The sequence below is a fragment of the Enterococcus sp. AMC1157 genome, assembly GCF_058216555.1.
This window is the reverse complement of record NZ_CM177099.1, coordinates 617032-643398: the sequence shown is the minus strand read 5'-3', so window position 1 is coordinate 643398 and position 26367 is coordinate 617032. Positions and strand designations below refer to the sequence as shown.

Annotated in this window: 22 protein-coding genes and 1 other annotated feature; of the genes, 19 read left to right on the top strand and 3 right to left on the bottom strand. The window is 34.2% G+C overall.

Going from position 1 to position 26367, the window contains the following annotated elements; translation table 11 throughout:
* Positions 1-164: 164 nt before the first annotated feature.
* Positions 165-695: an HdeD family acid-resistance protein gene (locus AC4BBX_RS03155; RefSeq protein WP_490455022.1), complete on the bottom strand. Its 531-nt coding sequence runs from the start codon at positions 693-695 to the stop codon at positions 165-167.
* 136 nt (positions 696-831) lie between these two features.
* Between AC4BBX_RS03155 and AC4BBX_RS03150 the strand changes: the two genes are divergently transcribed.
* The 4 genes from AC4BBX_RS03150 (at position 832) to AC4BBX_RS03135 (ending at position 3766) form a co-directional block, all read left to right on the top strand.
* Positions 832-1341, top strand: a complete 510-nt coding sequence (locus tag AC4BBX_RS03150; protein WP_490455021.1) for a hypothetical protein — start codon at positions 832-834, stop codon at positions 1339-1341.
* Positions 1342-2117: 776 nt separating this feature from the next.
* Complete coding sequence (locus AC4BBX_RS03145; protein WP_490455020.1) at positions 2118-2549, top strand: helix-turn-helix domain-containing protein; 432 nt, start codon at positions 2118-2120, stop codon at positions 2547-2549.
* 36 nt (positions 2550-2585) lie between these two features.
* Entirely contained in the window at positions 2586-3041 is a 456-nt protein-coding gene (locus AC4BBX_RS03140) for a GyrI-like domain-containing protein (RefSeq protein WP_490455019.1), read from the top strand.
* Positions 3038-3766, top strand: coding sequence for a phosphotransferase (locus AC4BBX_RS03135; RefSeq protein WP_490455018.1), 729 nt, complete (start codon positions 3038-3040; stop codon positions 3764-3766). Before AC4BBX_RS03140 ends, AC4BBX_RS03135 begins: the two co-directional genes overlap by 4 nt.
* Before the next feature lie 441 nt (positions 3767-4207).
* Here AC4BBX_RS03135 and AC4BBX_RS03130 read toward each other — a convergent pair whose 3' ends face one another.
* Positions 4208-4804, bottom strand: coding sequence for a nitroreductase family protein (locus tag AC4BBX_RS03130; RefSeq protein ID WP_490455017.1), 597 nt, complete (start codon positions 4802-4804; stop codon positions 4208-4210).
* Between the two features lie 187 nt (positions 4805-4991).
* Here AC4BBX_RS03130 and lepB point away from each other — a divergent pair, with 187 nt between their 5' ends.
* The 7 genes from lepB (at position 4992) to AC4BBX_RS03095 (ending at position 17980) form a co-directional block, all read left to right on the top strand.
* Positions 4992-5516 carry a signal peptidase I gene (gene lepB, locus AC4BBX_RS03125; protein ID WP_490455016.1) on the top strand — a complete coding sequence of 175 codons (525 nt, stop codon included), beginning with the start codon at positions 4992-4994 and terminating at the stop codon, positions 5514-5516.
* 30 nt (positions 5517-5546) lie between these two features.
* Entirely contained in the window at positions 5547-9092 is a 3546-nt protein-coding gene (locus AC4BBX_RS03120) for a PD-(D/E)XK nuclease family protein (RefSeq protein WP_490455015.1), read from the top strand.
* Positions 9085-12753 (top strand): helicase-exonuclease AddAB subunit AddA, encoded by a 3669-nt coding sequence (gene addA / locus AC4BBX_RS03115; RefSeq protein ID WP_490455014.1) that lies wholly within the window; start codon positions 9085-9087, stop codon positions 12751-12753. The genes AC4BBX_RS03120 and addA overlap by 8 nt, the downstream gene beginning before the upstream one ends.
* 53 nt (positions 12754-12806) lie before the next feature.
* A complete protein-coding gene (locus AC4BBX_RS03110; RefSeq protein ID WP_490455013.1) occupies positions 12807-13130 on the top strand; it encodes a winged helix-turn-helix transcriptional regulator in 324 nt (107 codons plus the stop codon).
* A 43-nt stretch (positions 13131-13173) separates the two neighbouring features.
* Positions 13174-13402: a binding site (T-box leader), on the top strand.
* Between the two features lie 59 nt (positions 13403-13461).
* A complete protein-coding gene (gene pheS, locus AC4BBX_RS03105; protein WP_490455012.1) occupies positions 13462-14505 on the top strand; it encodes a phenylalanine--tRNA ligase subunit alpha in 1044 nt (347 codons plus the stop codon).
* Between the two features lie 5 nt (positions 14506-14510).
* Positions 14511-16931: a phenylalanine--tRNA ligase subunit beta gene (pheT, locus tag AC4BBX_RS03100; RefSeq protein WP_490455011.1), complete on the top strand. Its 2421-nt coding sequence runs from the start codon at positions 14511-14513 to the stop codon at positions 16929-16931.
* Positions 16932-17011: 80 nt separating this feature from the next.
* Positions 17012-17980: an NERD domain-containing protein gene (locus tag AC4BBX_RS03095; protein ID WP_490455010.1), complete on the top strand. Its 969-nt coding sequence runs from the start codon at positions 17012-17014 to the stop codon at positions 17978-17980.
* Positions 17981-18053: 73 nt separating this feature from the next.
* Here AC4BBX_RS03095 and trpS read toward each other — a convergent pair whose 3' ends face one another.
* Positions 18054-19061 (bottom strand): tryptophan--tRNA ligase, encoded by a 1008-nt coding sequence (gene trpS / locus AC4BBX_RS03090; protein ID WP_490455009.1) that lies wholly within the window; start codon positions 19059-19061, stop codon positions 18054-18056.
* A 356-nt stretch (positions 19062-19417) separates the two neighbouring features.
* On the opposite strand from trpS, the gene AC4BBX_RS03085 reads away from it, so the two are divergent.
* The 8 genes from AC4BBX_RS03085 (at position 19418) to cbpB (ending at position 26160) form a co-directional block, all read left to right on the top strand.
* A complete protein-coding gene (locus tag AC4BBX_RS03085) occupies positions 19418-20155 on the top strand; it encodes an amino acid ABC transporter ATP-binding protein (protein ID WP_490455008.1) in 738 nt (245 codons plus the stop codon).
* An 11-nt stretch (positions 20156-20166) separates the two neighbouring features.
* The gene (locus AC4BBX_RS03080; protein WP_490455007.1) at positions 20167-20979 is read left to right on the top strand and encodes a transporter substrate-binding domain-containing protein; all 813 of its coding nucleotides are present in this window, start codon (positions 20167-20169) and stop codon (positions 20977-20979) included.
* 391 nt (positions 20980-21370) lie between these two features.
* Positions 21371-22018, top strand: coding sequence for an amino acid ABC transporter permease (locus tag AC4BBX_RS03075; protein WP_490455006.1), 648 nt, complete (start codon positions 21371-21373; stop codon positions 22016-22018).
* A 13-nt stretch (positions 22019-22031) separates the two neighbouring features.
* Positions 22032-22688, top strand: coding sequence for an amino acid ABC transporter permease (locus tag AC4BBX_RS03070; protein WP_490455005.1), 657 nt, complete (start codon positions 22032-22034; stop codon positions 22686-22688).
* Between the two features lie 184 nt (positions 22689-22872).
* Entirely contained in the window at positions 22873-23679 is an 807-nt protein-coding gene (racE, locus tag AC4BBX_RS03065) for a glutamate racemase (protein ID WP_490455004.1), read from the top strand.
* A 25-nt stretch (positions 23680-23704) separates the two neighbouring features.
* On the top strand, positions 23705-25054 hold the full coding sequence (rph, locus tag AC4BBX_RS03060) for a ribonuclease PH (RefSeq protein WP_490455003.1): 1350 nt from the start codon (positions 23705-23707) through the stop codon (positions 25052-25054).
* Position 25055: 1 nt separating this feature from the next.
* Positions 25056-25568 carry a metallophosphoesterase gene (locus AC4BBX_RS03055; protein ID WP_490455002.1) on the top strand — a complete coding sequence of 171 codons (513 nt, stop codon included), beginning with the start codon at positions 25056-25058 and terminating at the stop codon, positions 25566-25568.
* Between the two features lie 97 nt (positions 25569-25665).
* The gene (gene cbpB, locus AC4BBX_RS03050) at positions 25666-26160 is read left to right on the top strand and encodes a cyclic-di-AMP-binding protein CbpB (RefSeq protein ID WP_490455001.1); all 495 of its coding nucleotides are present in this window, start codon (positions 25666-25668) and stop codon (positions 26158-26160) included.
* Positions 26161-26367 lie beyond the last annotated feature (207 nt).

Here is a 26367-nt window from a genome sequence, read left to right as displayed (position 1 = left end):
ATTTAAATATACAATATTTTTAACAAAACTTCTAGAAAGTTTTGTTGAAATGAAAAAAGCTAGAAAAGAATCGTAAGTCTTTTCAGTTAGATAAGAAAATCAAACTTCCAAGACATCTGTTTGCAATAGTCCAAATTAGATAGATTAGTATGAATAGTTAGTGTTTATTTACTTAGATTTTTACGAATTTGAATGTAACCGATAAGCTCAGAGGCAGCCATAAATAATAAAATGCTACCAAATAAAGTCATAATACTTGCGACTGCATTGAACATAATAACCAGTCCACCAATCACAAGCAAGCCACCATAAATGACCCAAGGAAGGTAACGTTGGTTTAAACTTCTTAGATTGAAAGCTTGAATTATTCTTGTTACTCCATTTAAAACAATTAGAAGTCCTAGGAAGATAGTTATAATTGTAAAAATAGGTTTGGCTAAAGCTAAAATTGAAATGGCTGCAATCAGCAGTAAAACACCGATGATTAGTTCAAAACCAGTAAAGCCAGTTTGTTTTTTCTCTTGATACGCATGGAATAAGTTAATTATTCCTAAGAAAGCAACATATCCTGCTACGGCATAAATAATACCTTGTGTGACTTGTTGAGGATATAAAATTGCTAAAATACCTGTTATGCCATATAAAAATACTCGAAGTAATGCATAACGTTCAAATTGTTGAATTAGTTTACTCATAATTTCACCACTTTCTATATATCTTTATTGTAACTAATTCTGTTAAAAATAGAAATTTTTTTGCTAACAAAAAGAAAAATTTAGTTGGTACTAGTTTTGATTTCTGTTAAACTAAGTATCAGAATAGGAGGAAAAAATGAATCCAGTTAGTATTTTATATATAGTATTTACAATTATTCTTTATTCTTATTTACTCCTGCTAAGAAGAGAACTCGTTTTCGTGGCCAGAAGACGTTCACTATTATCGGTTGTGGGACCTATTTTTGCGGCTCTCTTTATTGGAGGCTTGTATTTTCCGTCACGAGATATTGGATTACAAATTCAGGGCGCTTGTGGAATGTTGTTGGTTCTCAGTTATTTGATTAACAGTCGAGGAATTGCTGAAGATCGTTTCGTGTTACATTCTTTAGACAATAAAGGATTAAAGTTTGAAGAAATCAGTCGAATAATTCTTTTTGAAGACCGAAATAAAAAAATAGTAAAAATGAATTATTTTCAAAATAATGTATTGGCAGGCTTATTTAGAGGACCTAATTTTACCTTTAGTGCATCTGTTGAAGAGTTAGTTCTTTTCTTCTCTGAAAAACTTAAACAAGGAACTCCGGTGGATGTCATTGTTTTAGAAGATAAATCAAAAAAGCTGTGAGAAAAATATCTAACAGAAAAACTTAAATCATTTCAATTTAAATTAGAAACTAGAAGACTCACAAAAATAGATTTTTATGAGTCTTCTAGTTTTCTATTTATAATATTTTTTAACCTTCAATTCTAAAATATAATGCTTCTTAATGAATTTAAGAAATTACTTTTATTTCAAATATTTTAATCCGTTAAAAATAAAATATGTTAATTAATTGAAAGATTAGCTCAGATTTATTTTATTTTTTTAGTGCAATGTATAATTTAATTAAGTTTTTGGGAGACCCTCCGAATAGGATAATTTTCTATATTGTCCAAGTAAGTGTTGATTTACTATCTATACTAATTTTATTTATCTCGACTTTAGATGACTTTTGAATTTTTTAAATGTAAACTTTCATGTGAAAATAAAAACAAAATAGTTGTTTCTAAACTCATTATGATAGATAACTTAAGTATGTGGAAATTAAAAAAGTTTTTGTTATTAAAACTTTTTTCTAACAGTAGTCGTTATAATCAAAATATGCAGATTTTGAAATTATCGTACTAATTTTTCACAAAAATAAAGTTTAGTTATTTTAAATATGTTGAATATTGGAAAAAGCACTATACAATTTAATTTAGTCAAAGAATGATAGCTATTATACAGAGAGCGTTACAATAAAAAGGATAGGAATAAAAAGAACTTTTTTAGGAGTTAATAATTTAGCAAATTGTGTCCAGAAAATAACAAGCAATGATTGGAAATAATAAGTAAAATAGCAGAAAAAGGAGGGGGAATAAATGGATAGTTTTACTAGAGAAGATTCAACAATTTTTGAACAGATTGAAATAAATATGTGGACAGAAGGGCAGGCAGAAATTTGTTATTTTACAGGTATTCCTTTGGGACTATATCAACGTTTTTTTAATTATTTATATGGAATTTCCATCACTGCATATATTAGAAAAAGAAAATTGACAGTGGCCGGAGCAAATCTTCTTTCTAAAGAATGGAGCGTGACAACCGCTGCTTTGCAGACTGGATATGAAGATACATCTTCTTTTTCAAGAGCTTTTAAAGAACAATTTACTGTTTCACCGTCAGCTATTACTGTTGATAAGTTTGAAACTTTTAAATTTGACGCTTTTTCTTCGAATGATGAAACTAAAAAGAGAAAAGCTTCACTGCAGTTTGTTGAGTATTTAGATATTGCAGAACATTATTTAGTATGAATTTCTAGCAAGAAGTATGGAGTTATTGGTAGCGAATTGTGGACAATTTATAGAAAAGAAAAAATAGCAGATAAATTGTACCAATTAGAGCATGAACTTTGTCAGCATTACGAAGATACGTACATTGCAGTGGGTTACATGAGTGAGTTTGAGCATTCAGATGATTTAGGTAAAGATTATATGATTGGTAGGCTTTTTAAAGAAGAACCAAGCAATTGCGAAGGCTTGGAAGTCAGAAAATTACAAAGTACTCAAATGGCTCACGCAAAAATTGTTGCTAAATCGATAGAGGACATCATCGACGGAGCCTATGCACTGACTTATGAAATAGCACAAAAAAACGGCTATCGTCTAAGGTATCAGCCCTTCTTTTGGTTGGAATACTACAGCAATTCCTATTTCAGCAATTTGGAGGAGAACCAAAAAGAATTAGTAGTTGATTTTTATTTTCCCTGTCAAAAATTGAAAAAAACTTTTGGAGGAATACAATGAAGAATAGACAACAAGTAGGAGAAGGCAAGACAGCCAAACTCTATTTAGAAGAAGGATATGTATATAAAACATACCCTACGGATTACCCTACGCAATGGATTGAATGGGAAGCGACTGTTCAACAAGAGGTCCAAGAGAAAACGAACCTATTGCTACCAAAGGCAATATTTGACAAAGAACGTAGAGAACTTAAAATGGAGTTTCTTGAAGGATGTACCTTAGCAGAAAGAATGAGAAAGGAGAAGTACAAATTTGCCGTAGAAGATCTTGTTGCGCTACAACTTTCTGTTTATCAATATAAAGAACTTAACCTTGAACAAGCACATGAGATTTTTGAAAAACAGTTACAAAAAGCAAGAATTGAATCACAATTGAAAGAAAAAGCGTTGGATTTATTAAAAAAAATTGAAATCAAAACAGCACTTTGTCATTTTGATCTGCATTTCTTAAATATTATGTATAGCTATTCAGATTATTACCTTATTGACTGGGTAAATGCTAAATTAGGAAATCCTGTTTTGGATATTGCTCGAACTTACATCATTTTAAAACAATACACGCCAAGGTTGGCAAATAAATATTTAAATATGATCGTTAAGCAAGGAAATTTTTGTTTAGAAGAAGCCAAACAAGCAATTCCTTTATTAGCTATTTTGAGATTATCAGAAGCAGATACTGAAGATTTTTCGCCACAATTGTTTGATTTGATAAATGCAAATGGCTGATTGAATAGATTCATAAAGTATAAAGAGTTATATGATATCTCAGAAATCCAGTTAATTATCTGCAAATTATTTATACAGTTTTGAATTTTATTTACAAAGTATGCCCAATTTTATAGTAAGATGTTTCCATTGCCTGATTCAACTATTTGAAATAAATTTTTTTCTGATAATTTTTGGATCTTTGGATTGGTAAATGTCTTCAACGTATATACAAAAACAATATTAACATAGTACTCAGAACATATTATCTTGTAAGAAAGAAAAGATAAATTTAATTGATCAAGTTCATTGATAAAAAAGCCACGTAATTTTGTTTGGAGTAGATTTGATTGAAATTTGGATGTACTGAGTAACAAACTTTGCTTCATTTGTCTTATATCTATTAAAAAAGACTCGCTATGAACGATTATTCGTCATTTCGAGTCTTATTTGTTCGTAGCTTTATTTAAATGTTTTAAAACGTTCTTCGTCAGGTAAGTATGTCTTTTCTGCTACGTCAGCTTCTTTTGAACCAAATACTAATTGTGCACGTAGTTTCCAATTAGCTGGAAGAGACCATTCTTTTGCTACTAATTCATCAATGACTGGATTATAATGTTGCAAGTTTGCACCTAATCCAGCTTCGCTTAAGGCTGTCCAAGTATTTGCAGTAGCAATCCCATTAGATTGTTCTGCCCAAATTGGGAAATTGTCTGCATATAATGAAAACTGCTCTTGTAAGTTTTTGACTGTATCTTCATTGTATAGGAAAAGTACAGTTCCATAAGCAGCTCTAAAGCCAGCTAGTTTTTCTTTAGTTCCTTCGAACGCCTCAGGAGGAGTTAATGGTTTTAACGCAGATTCGGTTAAGTCCCATAATTTTTCATGAGCATCTCCAAAAAGAATAACTGCTCTTGTTGATTGTGCATTGAATGCACTTGGACTAGCTTTTACAGTTGTTTTAATTAAATCTTCTATTTCTGTTTCAGTTAATGAAACATTGCGTCCTAATCCATAAACGGAACGACGATTTTGAATTGCTTGTAAAAAGTTTGACATAAAAATTTACCACCTTTTGATTATTTGATTACAAAAAGAAGTATATCACTTACTAAAAGTCAGTGGAAGTAAATTGCTCATAGATTTTAAGTTAGTTGAAAAGTATAGGTTTTATTAAAGTGTTTCATTCGAAGATTTATTCTTTCTGTTCTAAATGGTACACTAGGAAAAAGGAAGGAAATCAGGTATGAAAAGATTTATTTCAAAAAAAATAGTGGCATATATTGTATGTCTCTTAATCTTGGGTTGTGTGCATGTATTTTATGCTCAATCCGTTTTAATTCAAGGAGATTCAATGGCACCAACGCTGATACATAATGAGCGTGGAGTCATTCTAAAAAATAGTCAGTTAGAACGCTTTGATATTGTTACTTTTCCTGCACCTGACGAGTCAGGAAATAAATATGTTAAAAGAATTATTGGTTTACCAGGAGACCATATTGAATTTCGTATGGATCAACTTTATATCAACGGGGAAAAAGTGTTAGAACCGTATCTAGATAACTTTAAAGAAGAACTAGCAGATGATCGTTTTTTCACTGAGGATTTCATAATCGACAAAGTACCAGAAGGACATTTCTTTGTCATGGGGGATAATCGACGTATTTCAAGAGACAGTCGATCTTTGGGTCCGATTGCGAAAGAAACGTTAGAAGGAAAGGTTCGGTTTGTTTATTGGCCCTTTTCAAAATTGCAGTCCATCAAAAATTAATTTTGAGTTATTCATTTAGGGGGGATTTTCTTGAGTTTACAATTTATTACTGGAACAGGGAGTGGGGATCATCAAGCAGCGGTTCTTTCACTTGCTAGTAAGTGGTTAGAGCAACCAGAAAGAGAAGTATTTTTTTTGGTACCGAACTACAATAAATTTGAACGAGAACAAGAAATATTATTAGAGTTAAAAAAAGGTCAGCAACAAGCAAACTTTACATCAATTCGTAGTCAGATTTACAGTTTTAACCGCTTAGCCTGGTATTTTTTACAGCGAACAGGCGATTATGGTGGCAAGGTCATTTCTGAAGTGGGATCGGCTTTGATTATGCGAAAAGTGTTAGAAATGATTGCTGATGACTTAGTAATATTTCGTGGAGAGGTCTCCAAAGCGGGCTTTATCGCTGAGTTAATAGAGCTGTATCGTGAGTTTCAAACGGGAAACGTTCATTTATCCCAATTAGCATTTATTGATTCAGAAGAACATAAAGAACAGGATTTTCAACTGAAAATGAAAGAAATCCAGTTGATTTTTACTGCTTATGAGAATGAATTGATTTCAAGAAATTTACAAATTGAACAACCAATCCCAACTTTGACAGATTATTTAAGTAAAATTGATCCAACTGTTCAAAATGAAAATGTAAAATTAGAGAATTATTTATTTATCGTCACGGGTTTTTCTAGTTTTTCAGCGCAAGAACAGACATTGTTACAAGTTTTAATGGAAAAAAGTCATTTGGGTGTGGACTTATATATAGATGATATTCGACAGGTAGACAACCTAGATTTATTTTATGATTCTAAAGAAACCTATTACCAGTTGAAAAATTTTGCAGGCAGTCGTCAAATTCCTGTTTTATTTGATAAAAAGACAGAGCGTTTGAATCTTTCCAATCCCTATCTTGAATTGGAAAGATGTTGGCGTGAAACTCAAGTTGGCAAATATCTTCCTTCAGAAAAATTGGCTGATTTCTTAGAGATTTGGAAAGTAGAAACACCAGAAGAGGAACTACGTCAAATCGGGGTAGAAATTCGGCGTTTAGTGATGGAAACGGCAAAAACTAATCAACCCATTCGTTACCGTGACATTCAGTTGCTTACACTGAATCCTGAAATTTATTATTCACTGATTCCGATTGTTTTTGATGAATTGGAAATTCCTTTTTATTTAGATGAAAATCGGAAGATGGAGCAGCATCCACTGGTCGAATTTATCCATGCTTTATTTGCTTTAGATAAGTATTACTACCGCTTATCTGATGTGTTTCGTTTTTTAAGAACGGAATTGTATATCCCCACTGAATTTGACAATCAAGATTGGCTAGTAAGTAGAGATGAATTTCGTCATGCTGTAGATATTACAGAAAATAAAGCTTTGTCGCATGATTTTCAAGGAAGTGATTGGACCAAAGAAAAAGACTGGCAGTTAATTGAATATAATTTTGAGGAAGAGCAGTTAGAAGATACACTTACGACTAAAGAACAAACCAATCAAGTACGTCGAGCTTTTAGAAGAGACATCGTTAGCTTTTTTAAGGCAGTCAAAGAGGTAAAAACAACTCAGGAAGCAGTCACTCTTTTTTATGAACTTTTGATATCAATCGGCATTGAGAAGCAACTGATTCATTGGAGAAACCAAGAAGTAGAAAGAGGAAATCTTGAAGAAGCTAGAAATCACGAACAAACATGGTCAGCGTTGATGGATTTACTAGATGAATATGTTGAAATATATGGCGAAGATCCTTTCGATTACAATTTATTCGAGGAAATTTTATCAAGTGGATTAGAAAATGTTACTTTTGGGAAAATCCCAACAGCGATTGATCAAGTGAAAATCAATCCTCTAGATTTAGCACGACCGTTACAAGCCAAAGTCACCTTTGCAATTGGTTTAAATGAAACAGCTTTTCCAAGAAAAGTCGAAAATAAAAGTATACTCTCAACAGAAGAACGCGAACAGTTGAATCAGTTATTAGAAGAGAATCAATTTTTGCATGATCGAGTAGGGCAAACAGTTAGAAATGAACCTTTTGTTGCTTACAATGTTTTATTGTCTGCGAAAGAAAAGTTATTTTTAAGCTATGCTGCAAATTACGATACCCAACAAAATATTAAAATTTCATCTTATTTGCAACGTCTTGTTGAGTGGACAGATGTCACTGTACAAAACCGCCAAGCATTGGCAATTACTAGTGCACCGGATTTGTATGTGGGAACTTACCGAAGCTTAATCCGGCAAATTAATAATCTCAATAGACAAGCACAAGAGGAAAATATTCAGTTATCGGCTAGTTGGAAACAACTCGAGAAGCAGCTGAAAAATTCTAAGTTTGCTTCTTTAGCTGAACAAGTATTGGCTAGTCAACATCATAAGAACGAACCTGTTTCTTTACCGAAAGAAACAGCAATCGCTTTATATGGTTCCGACATTCATAGTTCTATTTCTAGAATGGAAACATTTTATCAATGTGAGTACAAATATTTTGCAAGTTATGGCTTGCGATTGCAAGAACGAGATGTTTATGGCTTAAATCCTGCTGTTACTGGCGAGTTTTTCCATGATGCGTTGGATCAATTCTTAAGTTTACTTATTCAGCAGAAGCTATCTTTAGCTGATTTAACCGAAAAGCAACGATTAACATTTGTGGAACAAGTGCTACAGGAAATTTTTGGAGATATTCGTTATGACCTATTGAATCGTTCCGCTCGCATGAATTTTATTCGCTACCAATTAAGTAAAACCATCCAACGAGTGACTTGGGCACTGAAGAAGCAAGGAGAAAAAACCAAGTTAACGCCCGTTCAAACGGAAGTACTTTTTGGACAAATTGCTGGAAGCTTAGGAATTTCAGGATTAGACTTACCTTTAGAATCTGGTGGCAAAATTCATTTACGAGGAAAAATTGACCGTGTGGATATGGCCTTAGTTGATGGACAACCTTGGTTATCAGTCATTGATTATAAATCAAGCAATCGAGAATTTGATTTGACCGAAGCTTATTATGGTTTAGCAATGCAACTGATTACTTACTTAGACGTGGCTCTAAATGATGCGGTCGAGTTAATTGGTCGTCCAGATGCGAAAATTGCGGGAGCTTATTATTTCCATGTTCATAATCCTGTTTTAGATGGTCAAAAAAACAATGAAAATGAACGATTAAAGAAATACAAGTATGATGGTCTCTTTGTAGATGATTCAGAAATTTTCCCAGTTTATGATGATACCTTAGAACGTAGTAAAGCGTCGATTCTTTTTCCAATTCGTAAGGATAAAAATGAGCAACTTCAAAAAATAAGTCAAAGTCGTGGGAAATTTTATTCGGAAGATGAAATTCAGCTACTACGTAAACATAACCGTCAAAAAATGATGGAAGGTGGCAATAAAATTTTGTCGGGAGAAATTGAGTTAAATCCGTCCTACAAAATGAAAGATAAGAAAAGAGCTTGTCAATTTTGTCCTTTCCGTAGCGTGTGTAATTTTGATGTCATGCTGAAAGAAAATGATTATCATCGAATAGAAAATCTATCAAAAGAAACGATTATTGAACGAATGAGGGAGGAAGAACATGAATAAGATCCCTTTAAAACCTGAAAATGAAAATTTTACAGACAAACAGTGGCAAGCTGTATTTGATAAAGGTGATAACTTATTGGTTTCTGCTTCGGCAGGATCAGGAAAAACGACAGTCTTAGTCCGAAGAGTTATCGAAAAACTAAAAAATGGTAGTAATGTGGATCAATTATTAATTGTGACCTTTACAGAAGCTGCTGCTAGAGAAATGAAGGAGCGTATTCAAGTTGCTTTACAAGAAGCGATTAATCAGGAAAGTGATCAAGAGCGGAGAAATCATTTTACCAAGCAGTTAACCTTGTTACCAATGGCAAATATCTCTACTTTACATGCTTTTTGTTTAACTGTGATTCGTCGTTTTTACTTCTTAATTGATTTAGATCCAGTGTTTCGTATGTTGACTGACGAAACCGAAAATTTATTGTTAAAAGAAGAAGTATGGAGTGAATTAAGAGATAGTTGTTACGAGAACCAAGAAGAGCTTTTCTATCAATTAACCGAAAACTTCTCCAATGATCGATCAGATGAGGGTTTGACAGATTTAGTGATGTCTCTTTACACTTTTGCTAGAGCAAATCCTAATCCTGTGAAATGGTTAGCTCATCTGGCAGACAATTATGACACAGACGAAGGCTTAGCAAGTAATTCTCTGTATACTGAGCAATTAAAGCCTTATATTTTACATTCTTTAGAACGAGCTGTGAAAGAACTAGAAATAGGAGTTGATAACGCTCAAGATCCAGTGGTTGAAAAAGCGCAACAACTATTAACAGATAATTTAGAACAAGTTCAACGATTACAGAATTTTTTCAAAGAGGATCAATTGGATCAAGCATTTGCTCAAATAGAAGGCTTAAATTTTGGACGTTATCCCGGTTTTAGAAAAGAGGAACAAAAAGAACTTTCTGCCAATATTAAGCCTCATCGCGAAGCAGCCATTGCTTTAGTCGATCAAGTAAAAGAATTTTTTCCGCAGTCCCCAGAGGAAATGCTGAAGTTAATGGATCATGCAAAACCTATTGTTGAAGAAATGGCAAGAGTTACTTCGCTGTTTATGAAAAATTTTCAAAAAAGAAAGTTGGATAAAGGTGTTTTAGATTTTAATGATTTGGAACATTTTACTTTGCAAATTTTGCAAGGCACAGGCAAGGGAAGTGAAGCAGCAAGTTACTATCGTAATAAATTTGAAGAAGTCTTAGTGGATGAATACCAAGACGTCAACCGATTGCAAGAAGCGATTCTTTACTGGGTGAGAGAGCCTGATGATACACATGGGAACATGTTTATGGTGGGAGATGTCAAGCAGTCGATTTATGCCTTTCGTCTCGCAGATCCAACGTTATTTATTGATAAATACTTGGCATTTGAAAAAGAAACAGGTGGCAGAAGAATCGTTCTTGCAGAAAATTTCCGTTCTCGTTGGGAAGTGCTGCAATTCACTAACTTAGTTTTTCAACAATTAATGGATGAAGAAGTTGGGCAAATTCCTTATGACGAGGCAGCAGCTTTGATTCCGGGATTTCCTCATTTTCCAGAAAGTGACCAGTTTCATACAGAGCTTTTATTGTTTGAAAAAGGACTGGAAGACGATGCTGAAATTGTAGATGATAAGACTGAGGGAGAGCTACACGTTGTTGCCTTAAAAATCAAAGAACTAATTGAAAATAAGTTTGAAATTTATGATAAAAAAAGTAAAAGCAATCGTCCAATTACGTATAAAGATATTGTGTTACTGACTCCTACTCGTAAAAATAATTTAGTGATAATGGATATCTTTAAGCAATTTTCTATCCCTTTAGAAGTCAATGATGCGCAAAATTATTTTCAAGCAACAGAAATCCAAACGATGGTTTCATTGCTACAAATTATTGACAATCCTTACCAAGATATTCCATTGGCATCGGTTTTACGTTCTCCAATTGTTGGATTGAACGAAGAGGAATTAGCGGCTATTCGTTTAATGAAAAAAAATGGTGATTATTATGAAGCAGTTCTGCTGTATCTAGCTGAAGACGATGATTTAGCTCTTCGTTTGGCTGCCTTTATCGAAAATCTAAATTATTGGCGAGAGATGGCACGTAGACGTTCCTTAACGGAATTGATTTGGTCAATTTATGAAACAACGGCTTATTTAGATTATGTTGTAGGTTTACCTTCCGGGCGTCAACGTTATGCCAATTTAATTGCTTTAGCAAATCGAGCAGAAAGTTATGAAAACACTAGCTTTAGAGGGCTGTATCAATTTATTCGTTTTATCGAAAAAATGCAGGAAAAAGATAAAGACTTAGCAGAACCATTAGCTGTTTCAGCAGAGGATGCGGTACGTTTAATGACTGTGCATGCCAGTAAAGGTTTAGAATTTCCAGTAGTCTTTTTATTAGACACTACTAAACAATTTAATTATCAAGATTTTCGTAGTCGATATATTTTTGAAGAGGGCTTAGGTGCGGGTGTTCAATATGTCGATCCAGAACGGGTGCGTTTTGATACTTTGCCTTATCAAGCCATTAAACGTGTGCGTATTCAAAAAGCTTTGTCAGAAGAAATGAGAAAGCTGTATGTTGCTTTTACTCGAGCGGAACAAAAACTGTTTTTAGTAGGTTCATACAAAGATAAAGAAGAAGCTTTCAATAAATGGAAAATAGCCTTAAGCCAAGAGGAAACAGTTTTGGATGCCTCCTTACGATTAACCGGTAGAGGTAACTTATTAGATTGGGTAGGAATGACATTAGTTCGCCATCCAGATATGAAGGCTGTCTATGACGAAGTTGAAACGAATCATCCAATTTTTCATGAAGCCCAGTTTACGATTCATTGGTGGAATCAGCAGCAGATTTTTGAAGAAATCCAAGCACTACCAAAAACGCAAAAAACAGAAACCGTAAATGTAGCATTTGAAGAGACAAATGACTTTAAGGAACGTCTTGAGTTTGTTTATCCACTAAAAAAATCAACCATGACCACTAGTTATCAATCTGTCTCTGAGATGAAACGTTTGTACAATGACCCAGATGAACAAGAGATTGTCAAATTATCATGGGAAAGTACCTTGGAACAAAACCGCCAGCAAATGTTTCGATATGTTTCTGATGAATTGGCTAAACCAAAATTCTTACAAAAAGAGCAATTAGATGCGACTGCTATCGGAAGTGCCACCCATACCTTATTACAGCTACTACCACTAGATGTTACACCAACTTTGGAAAGTGTGACTGCTCGGTTGACAGAATTGGTGAGTCAACAAGTGATTGATGAAAAATTAGCCGAGATAATAAATTTAGACTCGATTGTTTGGTTTTATCAAACAGCATTAGGGCAACAAATTTTAAGCCAAGCAGAAAAAGTTCATCGCGAACAACCGTTTTCTATGTTAAAAGATGCTCGCAAGATTTTCTTAGATTTTGATGAAGCGGATGCTGAATTGCTAGTCCACGGAATTATTGATGGTTATATTGAATTGGAGGATCATATTATTCTCTATGATTTCAAAACAGATGGAGTTCATGGCGAGCAAGGGGAGCAAAAGCTAGTTAATCAATACAAAGGACAATTACGCTTGTATAAAGAAGCATTACAGGAAGGACTAGGAAAACCAGTCAGTGAGACGTATTTAGTCTTGTTAAATGCACAAAAACTTCTTTCTTTAAAAGATGAAGTTCGCTAAACCTAGAATTTTTAAGTTTTGTGGTATAATACTTTGTGAAGAGGTGAGTGCCAATGATCGAAATGCAAAAATCAAGTTATACCCTTTGTCCAAAATTTGAAAAAGCTTTTTCAATTTTAGGAAAAAAGTGGAATGGTCTAATCATTGATGTGTTGCTTCAAGAAGGTGAACAACGATTTGTCGATTTAGCTAAAAAAATCCCAATGCTAAGTGATCGTGTGTTAACGGAGCGATTAAAAGAATTAGAGCGAGAAGGTATTGTGATGAAAGCTGACAATTTGTACCAGTTGACAGAAAAGGGAATTGCTTTAAATGAAGCTTTAGAATCTGTCAAAAATTGGAGTCATGATTGGGTAACCGAAGAAGAATGTTGTTGATTTCTTGTTTTATTTCTAGTAAACTAACAATCAATTGGATAAGTAAAAAGCGTTGATAGAAACAAGTAATTTGGTTGAAACAGTAACAGGGAGATTTGCCGTAGACTGAAAGCAATGACTGGTTCGAAAAATGAAATTCACTTCTGGAGCTTGGAATTTTTGAAGTACTACGTTACTTTGTATAAAATTCTCGGTAATCACTATCGTTAATCAATTAAGTGCGTGATCATTTGTCACGAAATAGGATGGTAACACGAGACATCGTTCCTTTACAGGGAGCGGTGTCTCGTTTTTTTATAGCCTAAATAAAAATATATAGGAGGCAAAATAAATGTCTTTACAGGAAAAACTGGAAGCATTAAAAACAGCAACAATTGAAAAAATTACTGTGGCTGAAGACTTAACAGTCTTGAATCAAATTCGAGTGGAAACACTTGGTAAAAAAGGACCAATTACAGAGGTTTTAAGAGGAATGAAAGATCTTTCTGCTGAAGAAAGACCAAAAATTGGGAGCTTTGCCAATGAAATTCGCGATGAACTAACACAAAAAATTGAAGAGAAAAAAGTCGCTTTAGAAGAAGCAGCAATGAATAAAGCTTTGGAAGAAGAAAGTATTGATGTCACTCTACCAGGAAAACAAATGCTTCAAGGAACTCGTCATGTTTTAACACAAATCATGGAAGAAATTGAAGATATCTTTGTCGGTATGGGTTATCAAGTCATTGAAGGTTTTGAAGTGGAACAGGATCATTATAATTTTGAACGCATGAATTTGCCTAAAGATCACCCAGCTCGTGATATGCAAGATACCTTCTATATTTCTGATGAAATTTTGATTCGTACCCATACTTCACCAGTCCAAGCACGTACAATGGAAAAACATGACTTTTCTCAAGGTCCATTACGCATGATTTCTCCAGGGAAAGTATTCCGTCGCGACACAGATGACACGACTCACAGTCACCAATTCTATCAAATTGAAGGTTTGGTTGTGGATGAACATATCACAATGGGGGATTTAAAAGGAACATTGGAAGCCTTAATGCAAAAAATGTTTGGTGCTGATCGTAAAATTCGTTTACGTCCAAGTTATTTCCCATTTACAGAACCTTCTGTTGAAGTAGACGTAAGTTGTTTCAAGTGTGGTGGAGATGGTTGTAATGTATGTAAACATACCGGTTGGATTGAAATTTTAGGTGCCGGAATGGTTCATCCAAGCGTTCTAGAAATGTCTGGCATTGATTCAGAAAAATACTCTGGTTTTGCATTTGGATTAGGACCAGACCGAATTGCGATGTTACGATATGGCGTCAATGACATCCGTAATTTCTATCAAAACGATACGCGATTCATTCATCAGTTCAAGGGGGAATAAAATAAATGTTAGTTTCATATAAATGGTTAAATGACTATCTTGATTTATCAAAGGTGTCACCACAAGAATTGGCAGATAAAATGTCAGTAACAGGAATTGAAGTAGAAGCAGTAGAAGTTCCAGCTGAAGGCTTGAAAAAAATTGTTGTTGGGGAAGTCGTAGAATGTATCGATCACCCTGATTCAGATCACTTGCATATCTGCCAAGTGAATATCGGAGAAGAAGAGCTATCACAAATCGTTTGTGGTGCACCAAATGTTAAAGCTGGGATCAAAGTAATTGTTGCTTTACCAAATTCAAGAATTGCTGGCAATGTAAAAATTAAAAAAGGCAAAATGCGTGGCCAAGTATCGAACGGTATGATTTGTTCATTAGAAGAAATTGGCTATTCAGATAGTGTTATTCCTAAAGAGTATGCGGAAGGAATTCAATATTTACCAGCGGACGCTGTCCCAGGTGACCCTGTATTCTCATATTTAGACATGGATGATTCGATCATTGAATTATCAATTACACCAAATAGAGCAGATGCTTTAAGTATGCGAGGAGTTGCTTACGAAGTCGGTGCTATTTATAATCAAGTACCAACTTTCAAAGATGAAGTCTTAACAGAAGTGAGTCGCTCTGCAGCTGAAAAAATCTCAGTTACGGTGGAAGATGAGACAGATACACCATCTTATCAAATTCGTGTGATTGAAAATGTAACCATTGCTCCAAGTCCACAATGGTTACAAAATATTTTGATGAATGCTGGTATTCGCCCGATTAATAATGTGGTTGATGTAACAAATTATATCTTGTTATTATTTGGACAACCCTTACACGCTTTTGATTACGATAAATTAGGAAGTCAAGAAATTGTTGTTCGTCGTGGAACAGAAAAAGAAGAATTGATTACTTTAGATGGAGTAACTCGAGTACTTTCTCCAGAAAATATTGTAATCACAAATGGGCAAGAACCAGTTGCCTTAGCTGGTGTGATGGGTGGATTAGATTCTGAAATCATTGAAACAACGACAACTGTTGCTTTAGAAGCAGCCTTGTTTGATGCTTTATCAATTCGTAAAACTTCAAAACAATTCAACTTACGTAGTGAATCTTCTTCACGTTTCGAAAAAGGGATTAATAAAGCGACTATTAGCGAAGCTTGTGATGTAGCGGCAGCGATGATTGCTGAACTTGCAGGAGGAGAAGTTTTACAAGGAGCGGTCAAAGGTTCTGAAGTTGAAGCGAAATCAGTAGACGTTGAAATTAGTTTAGAACGAATTAATGACTACCTAGGTACACAGTTGACGACTGAAGAGGTCAATGGCATTTTTGAAGCATTAGGTTTTGATTATAGTGAAAAGGATACTCATTATGTGGTTACTGTACCGCCAAGACGTTGGGATATTTCAATTGAAGCCGATATTATTGAAGAAGTTGCTCGTATTTATGGCTACAATAATTTACCATCAACTTTACCAAGCGGAGAAACAGTTGCTGGTGCGTTAACTCGTGAACAACGTTTAACTCGTAAAGTTCGTAGTCTGTTAGAAGGAAATGGTTTGAGCGAAGCGATTAGCTATGCCTTAACTACCGAAGTAAAATCAACATCATTTATGATGAAAGACAGCCAACCAACTCGTTTAGACTGGCCAATGACAGAAGATCGTGCAGTATTACGTTTGAATTTAATTAGTGGATTATTGGATGCTGTAGCTTATAACGTGGCTCGTAAAAATACTCAGTTAGCCTTATATGAAGTTGGCCGAGTGTTTTATCAAAATCAAGATCCTAAAACATCCTTACCAACGGAGGAAAACCACATTGCTTTTGCTTTGTCAGGAGAATGGACAAACAAAGATTGGCAAGGGAAGGCTGAAAAAGTCGATTTTTATCATGCAAAAGGTGTGGTTGATAACTTAGTTGCTACCTTGTCCTTGCAAGATGCAGTAACTTTTGAAAAGACCAATGAAATGAAAGACATGCATCCTGGTCGTACGGCAACTATTTATTTGGGTGAAGAAAAAATTGGTTTTGTCGGTCAAGTACATCCATCAGTTGCTAAAGCTTATGATATTCCAGAAACTTATGTAGCAGAATTAAATCTAGAAGCTTTATTAGCTTCAGATGCGGGGAAACTTGTCTATGCACAAGTTTCCAAATTTCCATCAGTTTCTCGAGATATTGCTTTTCTTGTGAAGGAAGAAATTTCGAATCAAGAAATTGTTCAAACAATTACTAATGCAGCAGGTAAATTATTGACTAAGGTTGAAATTTTTGATGTCTATCAAGGGAAAAACATTGAAGAAGGGCATAAGTCATTGGCTTATAGCTTGACCTTCTCAAATCCAGAAGCAACATTGACAGATGAAGAAATCAATCGAGCAATGGATAAAGTGACAAAGGCATTGACTGAAACAGTTGGAGCTGTGATTAGATAGGTTTTTAAGAAGAACATCTCATGAAAATGGGATGTTCTTTTTTTATTAAGTATGATACCCTTAATAAAAGGAGTGAGAAAATGTTTAATAAACTTTCAACACCTATTTTTCTGAAAGAAAATTATGAGCAAGATAGACGAATTGCTTTCCTAGAATCACTATCTCGTAATTTGACAGAAACTGGGCAGAAGCAAGTCGCTAATGATATAAAAAATATTAAAAATGGAATTAAAGGCGAAAAAAATATAGCTTTTGAATTAAGAAATAGCCATTTACCGATGTATGTCATACATGATTTTTACATAGAGCATGGAGATTCTTCGACACAGATTGATTTTTTAGTTTTTACCAGAAAAAATTGTTTTGTTATAGAATCTAAAAATTTATACGGGACAATTGTGATAAACAATCGAGGAGATTTTATTCCTTATCCTAATAAATATGGTAAAATTTATTCGCCGATTACTCAAAATAATCGTCACATAGAAGTACTCAAAAAAGTAAGAAAAAAAGAAGATGAATATTTTATACTTAAATTTTTGAGAAAAATATTAGCTGAAGAAAGATATCAATCAGTGGTTGTTATGACTAATCCTTCAATGATTATTAAAGATAAAGAGGCAACAGATGAAGTGAAATCTGTGGTTGTTCAAGTAGATCAACTAATTCAACATATAAAAAATGTAGACGCAGTATCCAAAAATTCAATTTTTAATGATAAAGATTTAAAGGAATGGGCAGAATCTTATTTAGCAATACATCAAGAGAATGATAAAATGTATGATAAGAAATACGAACATTTTAAAATAGTTGAGCCAAAAATTGATAAAGAAAATTTGAAAAAGTTATTAACAACATACAGACTAGAAAAATCAAAAGAAGAAAATATCCGAGCTTTTTATGTTTTTAGTAATAAAGACATGGATGATTTGCTTCTAAAAATGCCTAAATCGATTGATGAATTAATGAATGTTCAAGGATTTAGTGATAAACGAGTAGCTAAGTATGGTGCTGATATTATTCGTATCTTGCATGGGAAAACTAAGTAAAAAAAAGAACTATTAGTGAAAAATCACTTTTAGTTCTTTTTCTATTATTTTTCGTAGATTTGAATATTTTTAGTTATCCAAAATAATTAATTCCCATAGCAGATTTAACCTCAGTTAGGGTTTGAGCAGCGACTTTTTCAGCTTTTTCACTGCCTTTGCGTAACATTTCCATGATAGCTGCTGGATCTTTAGCGTACTCTTCGCGACGTGTACGAATAGGTCCCAATTCAGCTTCTAAAACTTCGATTAAGTAACGCTTGATTTTCACATCCCCTAAACCACCACGACGATAATGGTCTTTCAATTCTTGGATGTATTCTTTATCTGTTCCAAACACGTCAAGGTAGGTGAAAACCATATTTCCTTCGACTTGTCCTGGATCTTGTACATGGATATGATTTGGATCAGTGTACATACTCATGACTTTCTTTTGCACGACATCAGCAGGATCGGCTAAGTAAATGCCATTACCTAAAGATTTACTCATTTTTCCGTTTCCGTCGGTTCCCGGTAAACGACCCATTCCTTTAGGAGGGAATACTCCTTTAGGATTGACTAGAACATTATCATAAGTGGAGTTAAAACTATGAACGATTTCTTGAGCTTGTTCTAGCATTGGTTTTTGGTCATCACCAACTGGAACGAGGTTTGCTTTAAAAGCAGTAATATCGGCAGCTTGCGAAATAGGGTAGACAAAGAAGCCCGTTGGAACGCCTTCACCAAAACTCTTTTGTTCAATTTCTGCTTTTACTGTGGGATTTCTTCTTACACGAGCTACACTAACTAAATTCATATAAAACATAGTTAATTCAGCAATTTGTGGAATTTGTGATTGAATAAAGAAGTTTGTTTTTGATGGATCCAAGCCAACTGCAAGATAGTCTAATGCTACTTCAAGAATATTTGCAGCAACTTTCTCTGGATTTTTTGCATTATCAGTTAATGCTTGTACGTCCGCAATCATTACATATAATGTACTGTCTGGATCGTCTTGCATCTCTAGTCGTTTTTTTAATGAACCAACATAATGTCCTAAATGTAGTTTTCCAGTAGGACGGTCTCCAGTAAGAATAGTATTCAAGTTCTTCACCTTTTCTTTTTTATAGTCTATAGCCAATCTTACCTTTTTTAAGTGAAATAAACAATCTTTTCTCTTTTTTTTCAATAAAAAATTGTAGAAGAAGTACTTATCTATAACTCGGTACAAAAAATATAGATTCAAGATTTTGAAAACTAGATAATTTAAGTAGAGTTCTCATTTATCACCATTTATTTTTTCTATACATGACAAAGGGAAACATGTGACATCAGAATGTCATCAATATTGTGAAAAAGGTACTTTTTCGTAAAAAACTTTACAAATTTTTATTTTCAAGTTTATAATGTTCATTAGGCTATTATTAAAAATGTCTCATAATTGAAAAGGAGCGTGAAAAAATGTCAATGATTGAATTTAAAAATGTTGAAAAATACTATGGAAAATTTCATGCATTGAAAAACATTAATTTAGAGTTCGAGAAGGGCGAAGTGGTAGTTGTTATTGGTCCATCAGGCTCTGGAAAAAGTACGATGTTAAGAACAATTAATGGTTTAGAAAAAATTAGTTCTGGTCAGCTACTTGTAAATGGGAAAGATATTCGCAGCAAAGGAACTAAGTTAACTGAGATTCGTAAAAATATAGGAATGGTCTTTCAGCATTTTAATTTGTATCCGAATAAGACAGTTCTTGAAAATATCACACTGGCACCTACTAAAGTGTTAAAAGAAAGTGATACAGAAGCAAACAAAAGAGCAGAGCAGATATTAGATAGAGTGGGGATGTTAGACAAAAAAGATTCTTATCCATCGATGTTATCTGGTGGACAACAACAACGTGTGGCAATTGCACGTGGTCTAGCTATGCGACCAGATATGTTACTTTTTGATGAACCAACATCAGCCCTTGACCCAGAGATGATTGGGGATGTTTTAGATGTAATGAAAAAAATTGCTCAAGAAGGAATGTCAATGATTGTTGTTACTCATGAAATGGGATTTGCTCGGGAAGTAGCCGACCGAGTAATTTTTATGGCAGATGGACAAGTTTTAGAAGACAGTCGCAATGTGAAAGAATTCTTTGAAAATCCGAAAGAAGAACGTGCACAGCAATTTATAAGTAAAGTAATTAATCATTAGGAGGAAAAGCGATGCGTAAAAAAACATTTTTTTCCTATCTTGTTCTATTATTATTCACTTTGGTTTTATCAGCTTGTAAAAGTCAAAGTGTAGCAGACTTAGATATTTTGGAGACTAGTCAAAATTCAAATGAAATTGTTTGGGGTGTAAAAAATGATACCCGTTTGTTTGGGCTAATGGATATTCCCTCTAGAGAAGTAAAGGGATTTGACATTGACATGGCTAAAGCAATCACTGAAAAAATTCTAGGTAGAGATGGGAACGCAACTTTTGTTGAAGTAACATCTAAAACGAGAATTCCTCTTTTGAAAAATGGAAACATTGATGCCATTATCGCAACAATGACCATTTCAGAAGAACGAAAAAAACAAGTTGATTTTTCCGACGTCTATTTTGATGCAGGGCAATCTCTGTTAGTAAAAACGGATAGTCCGATTACTGGTTTAGAAGATTTAGATGGAAATACAACGGTGCTAGCAGTTAAAGGTTCTACTTCGGCAGTGAATATCCGTGAAGCGTCACCAGATGCACAGATTCTTGAATTAGAAAACTATGCCGAAGCTTTTACAGCTCTTCAAGCAGGTCAAGGAGATGCAATGACAACTGATAATGCGATTCTTTTAGGGATGGCTAGCGAAAATCCTAACTATCATTTAGTTGGAGAGACCTTTACTGAAGAGCCTTATGGAATTGCTATTAATAAGGGGCAAGAAAACTTTTTAGATGCAGTTAATGCAGCGCTAAGAGAAATGCATGATGATGGAACCTATGATGAAATTTATGCAAAATGGTTCCCAGATGATGAAAGTGGGAAAGTACAATAAACTTTCATTTATGATTTTACCGATTATTTGCATATTGATACGAAATAGCTTAATACATTAATAGAAATAAGGATGCCAGTTCCACTTAACTAAGAATAAGATTAGTGGAATGGTATACGGCATTTCAATCAGACTTAAATTTGCCAGTCTCACTTACTAGGAACTACAGGCTAGTGAGATGGTATGCGAAGAGAAAATAAAACTTAAATTTCGTTTTTTTAGAAATTTAAATACACTAAAACGAAATAGCTTAATACATTAATAGAAATAAGGATGCCAGTTCCACTTAACTAAGAATAAGATTAGTGGAATGGTATACGGCATTTCAATCAGACTTAAATTTCGCTTTTCAGAAATTTAAATACATTAATAGAAATAAGGAGGAGATAAGATGTTTCAGTTATTTCTAGACAATGCGGATTTATTTTTTGAAGGATTTAAATACACGATTTTTTCAAGTGTAATAGCATTGATTTTTAGTTTAATTATCGGAACCTTAATGGCGATTTTACAGCTATCTGAAAATAAACTTATTAAAAATTTAGCGAAAGCTTATGTTGAATTTTTTAGAAATATTCCGTTATTAATTATTGTGATGTTTTTCTACGTTGTCTTACCTCTATATGGATTGCCTTTTGATGGCTTTCAAGCAGGTACAATTGGATTAACTATCTACACATCGGCGTTTATCGCTGAAACAGTTCGCTCGGGTATTCAAACAGTTCCTAAAGGGCAAATGGAGGCAGGTTTATCGTCAGGATTTTCTTATGGAGAAACCATGCGTTTTATCGTTTTACCACAAGCGTTTAAAATTGTGATTCCTCCACTTGGCGGGCAATTTATTAACTTGATCAAAAACTCATCTATTTTAGCCATGGTTGCTGGATTAGATCTAATGTATCAAGGCGATTTAGTCGCTAATGCAACTTTTATTACATTTGATACTTACATTATTGTTGGAATTTTTTATTTAATTTTGACATTGCCGTTATCCTACTTAATGTCCCACTTAGAAAAACGCTGGGCAATCAGAGGATAGAAAGGAGACAACAATGGACTTTATTGGCGCATTTTCATTCGTAAATTTACGATTTTTATTAGATGGATTGCAAGTAACCGTTGCGGTTTCTGTACTATCTATCGTCTTTAGTTTTTTAATTGGTGGCTTAGTGGGAACTCTTCGATTTGCTAGTATTCCGTTTCTTTCAAAAATATTAGGTTTAATTGTCGATATTATTCGTAATTTACCACTACTATTAATTATTTTCTTCACGTATTTTGCTTTACCCCAAATTGGGATTCGCTTTAACATTTTTTGGTCGGCAGTTGTTGCTTTAACAATTTTTGAATCAGCGATGTTATCCGAAATTTTCCGAGCCGGTTTGAATGCCGTTCCTAAAGGACAAATGGAAGCGGGCTTGTCTACAGGCTTAAGTTATACGGAAACAATGATAAGAATTGTGATTCCTCAAGCTTTTCGCTCAATGATTCCAGCGATTGTTAGTCAGTTAATTTCTTTGGTAAAAGATACTTCTTTAGCAGTAATTATTTCTTTACCTGAGTTAACTCATCATTCCAGAATTATTTATGGTCAAAATACCAATTATGTCATTCCGATGTTCGTAGCAATGACGGTTAGTTATTTTGCTATTTGTTACATTTTGTCTTTACTTTCTAATTATTTGGAAACGAAAAGATATAAATATTAATAGGTGGACTTCTCTTGAACGATCTTTCGATGAGCTAAATTTAGCTTGTTGCAAGACAAATCAAGGGGAGTTCTTTTTATTCAAATGAGAAGAATTTCCTAATTCTAAAAGACAAGGCTTGAAATAATAAGCAAAAAAGTAGAAAATAAGGGGCAGAGCAAAGTAAAATAAAGGATGGAATGAAATGACAAATACCCAACCAATTGGTTTTATTGATTCTGGTGTCGGTGGGCTGACAGTGGTAAAAGAAGCGATGAAACAGTTGCCTAATGAACATATTATTTATTTAGGAGATACTGCTCGTTGTCCGTACGGCCCTCGTCCAGCAGAACAAGTCATTGAATATACTTGGCAAATGACCCAGTTTTTGTTAAAGAAAAATATTAAAATGTTGGTCATTGCTTGTAATACAGCAACAGCCGTCGCTTTAGATGAGATTAAAACGGCTTTAGAAATTCCTGTTGTAGGTGTTATTTTACCGGGTACCAGAGCAGCAGTTAAAGCAACCAAAAATCATCAGATAGGGATAATTGGAACGAAAGGGACAGTCAAAAGTGGTTCCTATGAACAAGCGATTAAAACGAAAGTTCCAGAAGCTACTGTGACAAGCTTGGCTTGCCCTAAATTTGTGCCGATTGTTGAAAGCAATCAGTTTCAGTCTTCAGTTGCCAAGAAAATTGTGGCAGAAACATTAATTCCTTTAAAACACAAAAAATTAGATACTCTTATTTTAGGCTGTACTCATTATCCTTTATTAAAATCGATTATTCAGAATGTTATGGGGAAACAAGTAAAATTAATTGATTCCGGTGCTGAAACAATTGGAGAAGTGAGTATGTTGCTAGACTATTTTGGAATAGCCAATACAAAGAGACCAAAAAATAGAGAGCATTTATTTTATACTACAGGATCAACCGTGATGTTTGATGGAATAGCCAAAGAATGGTTGCAATTTAGTAAGATTGATTCTCAACAAATTGATTTAAGATAAGTTAAAAGTAGAAGGAGTGTCATTCATGCGACATGATGGAAGAGGAATTCAAGATTTACGCTCAATAACGATTCAAACGAATGTTTTTAAACACCCAGAAGGATCGGTAGTGATTTCTTTTGGCGATACCCAAGTAATTTGTTCGGCTACTATTGAAGAATCTGTACCGCCTTTTTTAAGAAATTCAGGTAGCGGTTGGGTAACTGCGGAATACAGTATGTTACCTCGAGCAACTAATACTAGAAATCGTCGCGAAAGTGCGAAGGGTAAAATTAGTGGACGTACGATGGAAATTCAACGCTTAATAGGTCGTTCATTAAGAGCTGTTGTAGACTTAGAAAAGCTAGGAGAGAGAAGTATTGTTGTAGACTGTGATGTGATTCAAGCAGACGGAGGAACACGTACAGCAAGTATTACAGGGGCGTTTGTCGCACTAAGACTAGCGATTGATAAATTATTACAAACGAGTGCCTTAGTTGAAGATCCTATCAAAGAACATTTGGCGGCAATTAGTGTAGGGATACTACCTGACGATACTTGCGTTGCAGACTTAGATTATCAAGAGGACTTTCAAGCTCAAGTGGATATGAATTTAGTGATGACTGAATCAGGACGTTTTGTTGAGATTCAGGGAACTGGTGAAGAAGCAACTTTTGATGGTGAACAGTTAAATGAGATGCTTGTTTATGGGAAAGTTGCGATTGAAGAATTGATTACTAAACAAAAAGAAGCACTATATGGCAATAGCGATCAAAGACCTGAATTATCAGAAAAGACAATCATGATTGCGACAGGTAATGAAGGAAAAGCCAAAGAATTTGCCGCTATTTTTGGCGAAGCTGGTTATGAAATAAAGACCTTAAAAGATTTTCCTGAGCTTCCTGATGTAGCAGAAACTGGAAATACCTTTGAAGAGAATGCTCGCTTAAAAGCAGAAACTATCGCCAACATTTTACAATGTCCTGTTTTGGCAGATGATTCTGGTTTGAAAGTTGATGCTTTAGGTGGTATGCCGGGAATTTATTCTGCTCGCTTTGCAGGAGAACGAAAAAGTGATGCAGCAAATAATGCTAAATTACTTTATGAATTAACCGATATAAAAGATGAAGAACGTACCGCACAATTTCACTGTACACTAGTTTTTGCGGCACCTAAAAAAGAAAGTTTAGTTGTAGAAGCGGAATGGCCAGGAAGAATTGGTCGTATTCCAAGAGGAGAAAATGGCTTCGGTTATGATCCATTATTTATCGTTGATGGAACAGATAAAACTGCAGCTGAATTATCAAGTACTGAAAAAAACAAGGCAAGCCATCGTGGACAAGCAATTGAAAAATTGAAGCTGAACTGGCAGGAATGGTTAGAAGGGAGCGTCTAATTTGAAATATTTAGTGGTTAGTGACAATCATGGCGATCGAAATATTTTGGTTGATTTATTTGCAAATTATCAAGGAAAAGTTGACTATATTTTCCATTGTGGAGACTCAGAGTTAGCATTCGAAGACGAACTTTGGAATCAAGCTTTTGTTGTAACTGGAAATTGTGACTATGATTCTCATTATAAAAAAAATCAAGTGGTAGACACGGGGATGGATCGAATTTATATGACTCATGGACATTTATCAGATGTTCGTTTTGGCATTACTCAATTAGGGATTGAAGCTCAAGCAGCAGATGCATCAATTGTTTTATTTGGTCATACCCATCAAATAGGTTGTGAAAAAGTAGGTTCACGTTTATTTTTAAACCCTGGAAGTATTTCTCAACCACGAGGTCCAATTCAAGAAAAAAGTTATGCAATCATTGAAAGTACTGAGGAAGAATACAGTGTACAGTATTATAATCGTGCTTTTCAACCAATTCCTGATTTATTTTTTATCTTTAAAAAATAAGATGTTATAAATTTTTAAAGAAAGCATTTTTACTGCTTTCTTTTCTTATTTTAGGGTAAAATATAAAACAGTGATATGTTGGAATGGAGGGTTAGATTTGATCGGCAAAAATGTAGAAGCCTTACTTATGGAAAATCAAGAAAATTTCCTAGTACCGGCTGAGAATGTTGCAACTGTACTTTATAGTCACCCGTTAGAACATGCTTTATTAGTTCTTTCAAAAGTTGGTTATGCTAAAATACCCGTCTTAGATTCGGAAGATCGTTTAATTGGATTGATTAGTTTAGCAAATATCGTTGATAAAATGATGGGCTTAACTGGCTTTGATACGAACTTATTGGACGGATTGACTGTAGCAGATGTAATGGAAGTAAATGTAGAAACAATTAAAGAAAATGATGAATTAGAAGATATTCTTCGATTACTCGTTCAAGGTTCGTTTCTTCCTTTGGTAGATGAAGAAAATGTTTTCCAAGGAATCGTTACAAGAAAAGAAATTTTAAAATCAGTGAATCATCTAGTTCATGAACTAGAGAAAAGATATGATGTAACACTAAAGTCAAGTAATGTCAAAGAACGACTAATTAGTTGATAAAACAGTGTTCTTATTTACAGCCAAGAACAAAAAAAACTTCCAAGCCATTTGTCCGCAAAGAACAGACATTGTGAGAGACCGGTCTGAGCCTCTTATGAGTCTCAAACCTTTCGGCGTTCAAACGCAGTGTAAGAAAGTAGCAATTCACTACTTTCCACACTGCATAATTCATCCTCATCTTTAGTTCACGATGTCTGTCTTTTC

Excerpts from the sequence above, each read along its gene's own strand:
- AC4BBX_RS03155 (WP_490455022.1), bottom strand. The coding sequence starts at position 695 with ATGAGTAAACTAATTCAACAATTTGAACGTTATGCATTACTTCGAGTA.
- AC4BBX_RS03150 (WP_490455021.1), top strand. The coding sequence starts at position 832 with ATGAATCCAGTTAGTATTTTATATATAGTATTTACAATTATTCTTTAT.
- AC4BBX_RS03145 (WP_490455020.1), top strand. The coding sequence starts at position 2,118 with ATGGATAGTTTTACTAGAGAAGATTCAACAATTTTTGAACAGATTGAA.
- AC4BBX_RS03135 (WP_490455018.1), top strand. The coding sequence starts at position 3,038 with ATGAAGAATAGACAACAAGTAGGAGAAGGCAAGACAGCCAAACTCTAT.
- AC4BBX_RS03130 (WP_490455017.1), bottom strand. The coding sequence starts at position 4,804 with ATGTCAAACTTTTTACAAGCAATTCAAAATCGTCGTTCCGTTTATGGA.
- lepB (WP_490455016.1), top strand. The coding sequence starts at position 4,992 with ATGAAAAGATTTATTTCAAAAAAAATAGTGGCATATATTGTATGTCTC.
- addA (WP_490455014.1), top strand. The coding sequence starts at position 9,085 with ATGAATAAGATCCCTTTAAAACCTGAAAATGAAAATTTTACAGACAAA.
- AC4BBX_RS03110 (WP_490455013.1), top strand. The coding sequence starts at position 12,807 with ATGATCGAAATGCAAAAATCAAGTTATACCCTTTGTCCAAAATTTGAA.
- pheS (WP_490455012.1), top strand. The coding sequence starts at position 13,462 with ATGTCTTTACAGGAAAAACTGGAAGCATTAAAAACAGCAACAATTGAA.
- pheT (WP_490455011.1), top strand. The coding sequence starts at position 14,511 with ATGTTAGTTTCATATAAATGGTTAAATGACTATCTTGATTTATCAAAG.
- AC4BBX_RS03095 (WP_490455010.1), top strand. The coding sequence starts at position 17,012 with ATGTTTAATAAACTTTCAACACCTATTTTTCTGAAAGAAAATTATGAG.
- AC4BBX_RS03085 (WP_490455008.1), top strand. The coding sequence starts at position 19,418 with ATGTCAATGATTGAATTTAAAAATGTTGAAAAATACTATGGAAAATTT.
- AC4BBX_RS03080 (WP_490455007.1), top strand. The coding sequence starts at position 20,167 with ATGCGTAAAAAAACATTTTTTTCCTATCTTGTTCTATTATTATTCACT.
- AC4BBX_RS03075 (WP_490455006.1), top strand. The coding sequence starts at position 21,371 with ATGTTTCAGTTATTTCTAGACAATGCGGATTTATTTTTTGAAGGATTT.
- AC4BBX_RS03070 (WP_490455005.1), top strand. The coding sequence starts at position 22,032 with ATGGACTTTATTGGCGCATTTTCATTCGTAAATTTACGATTTTTATTA.
- racE (WP_490455004.1), top strand. The coding sequence starts at position 22,873 with ATGACAAATACCCAACCAATTGGTTTTATTGATTCTGGTGTCGGTGGG.
- rph (WP_490455003.1), top strand. The coding sequence starts at position 23,705 with ATGCGACATGATGGAAGAGGAATTCAAGATTTACGCTCAATAACGATT.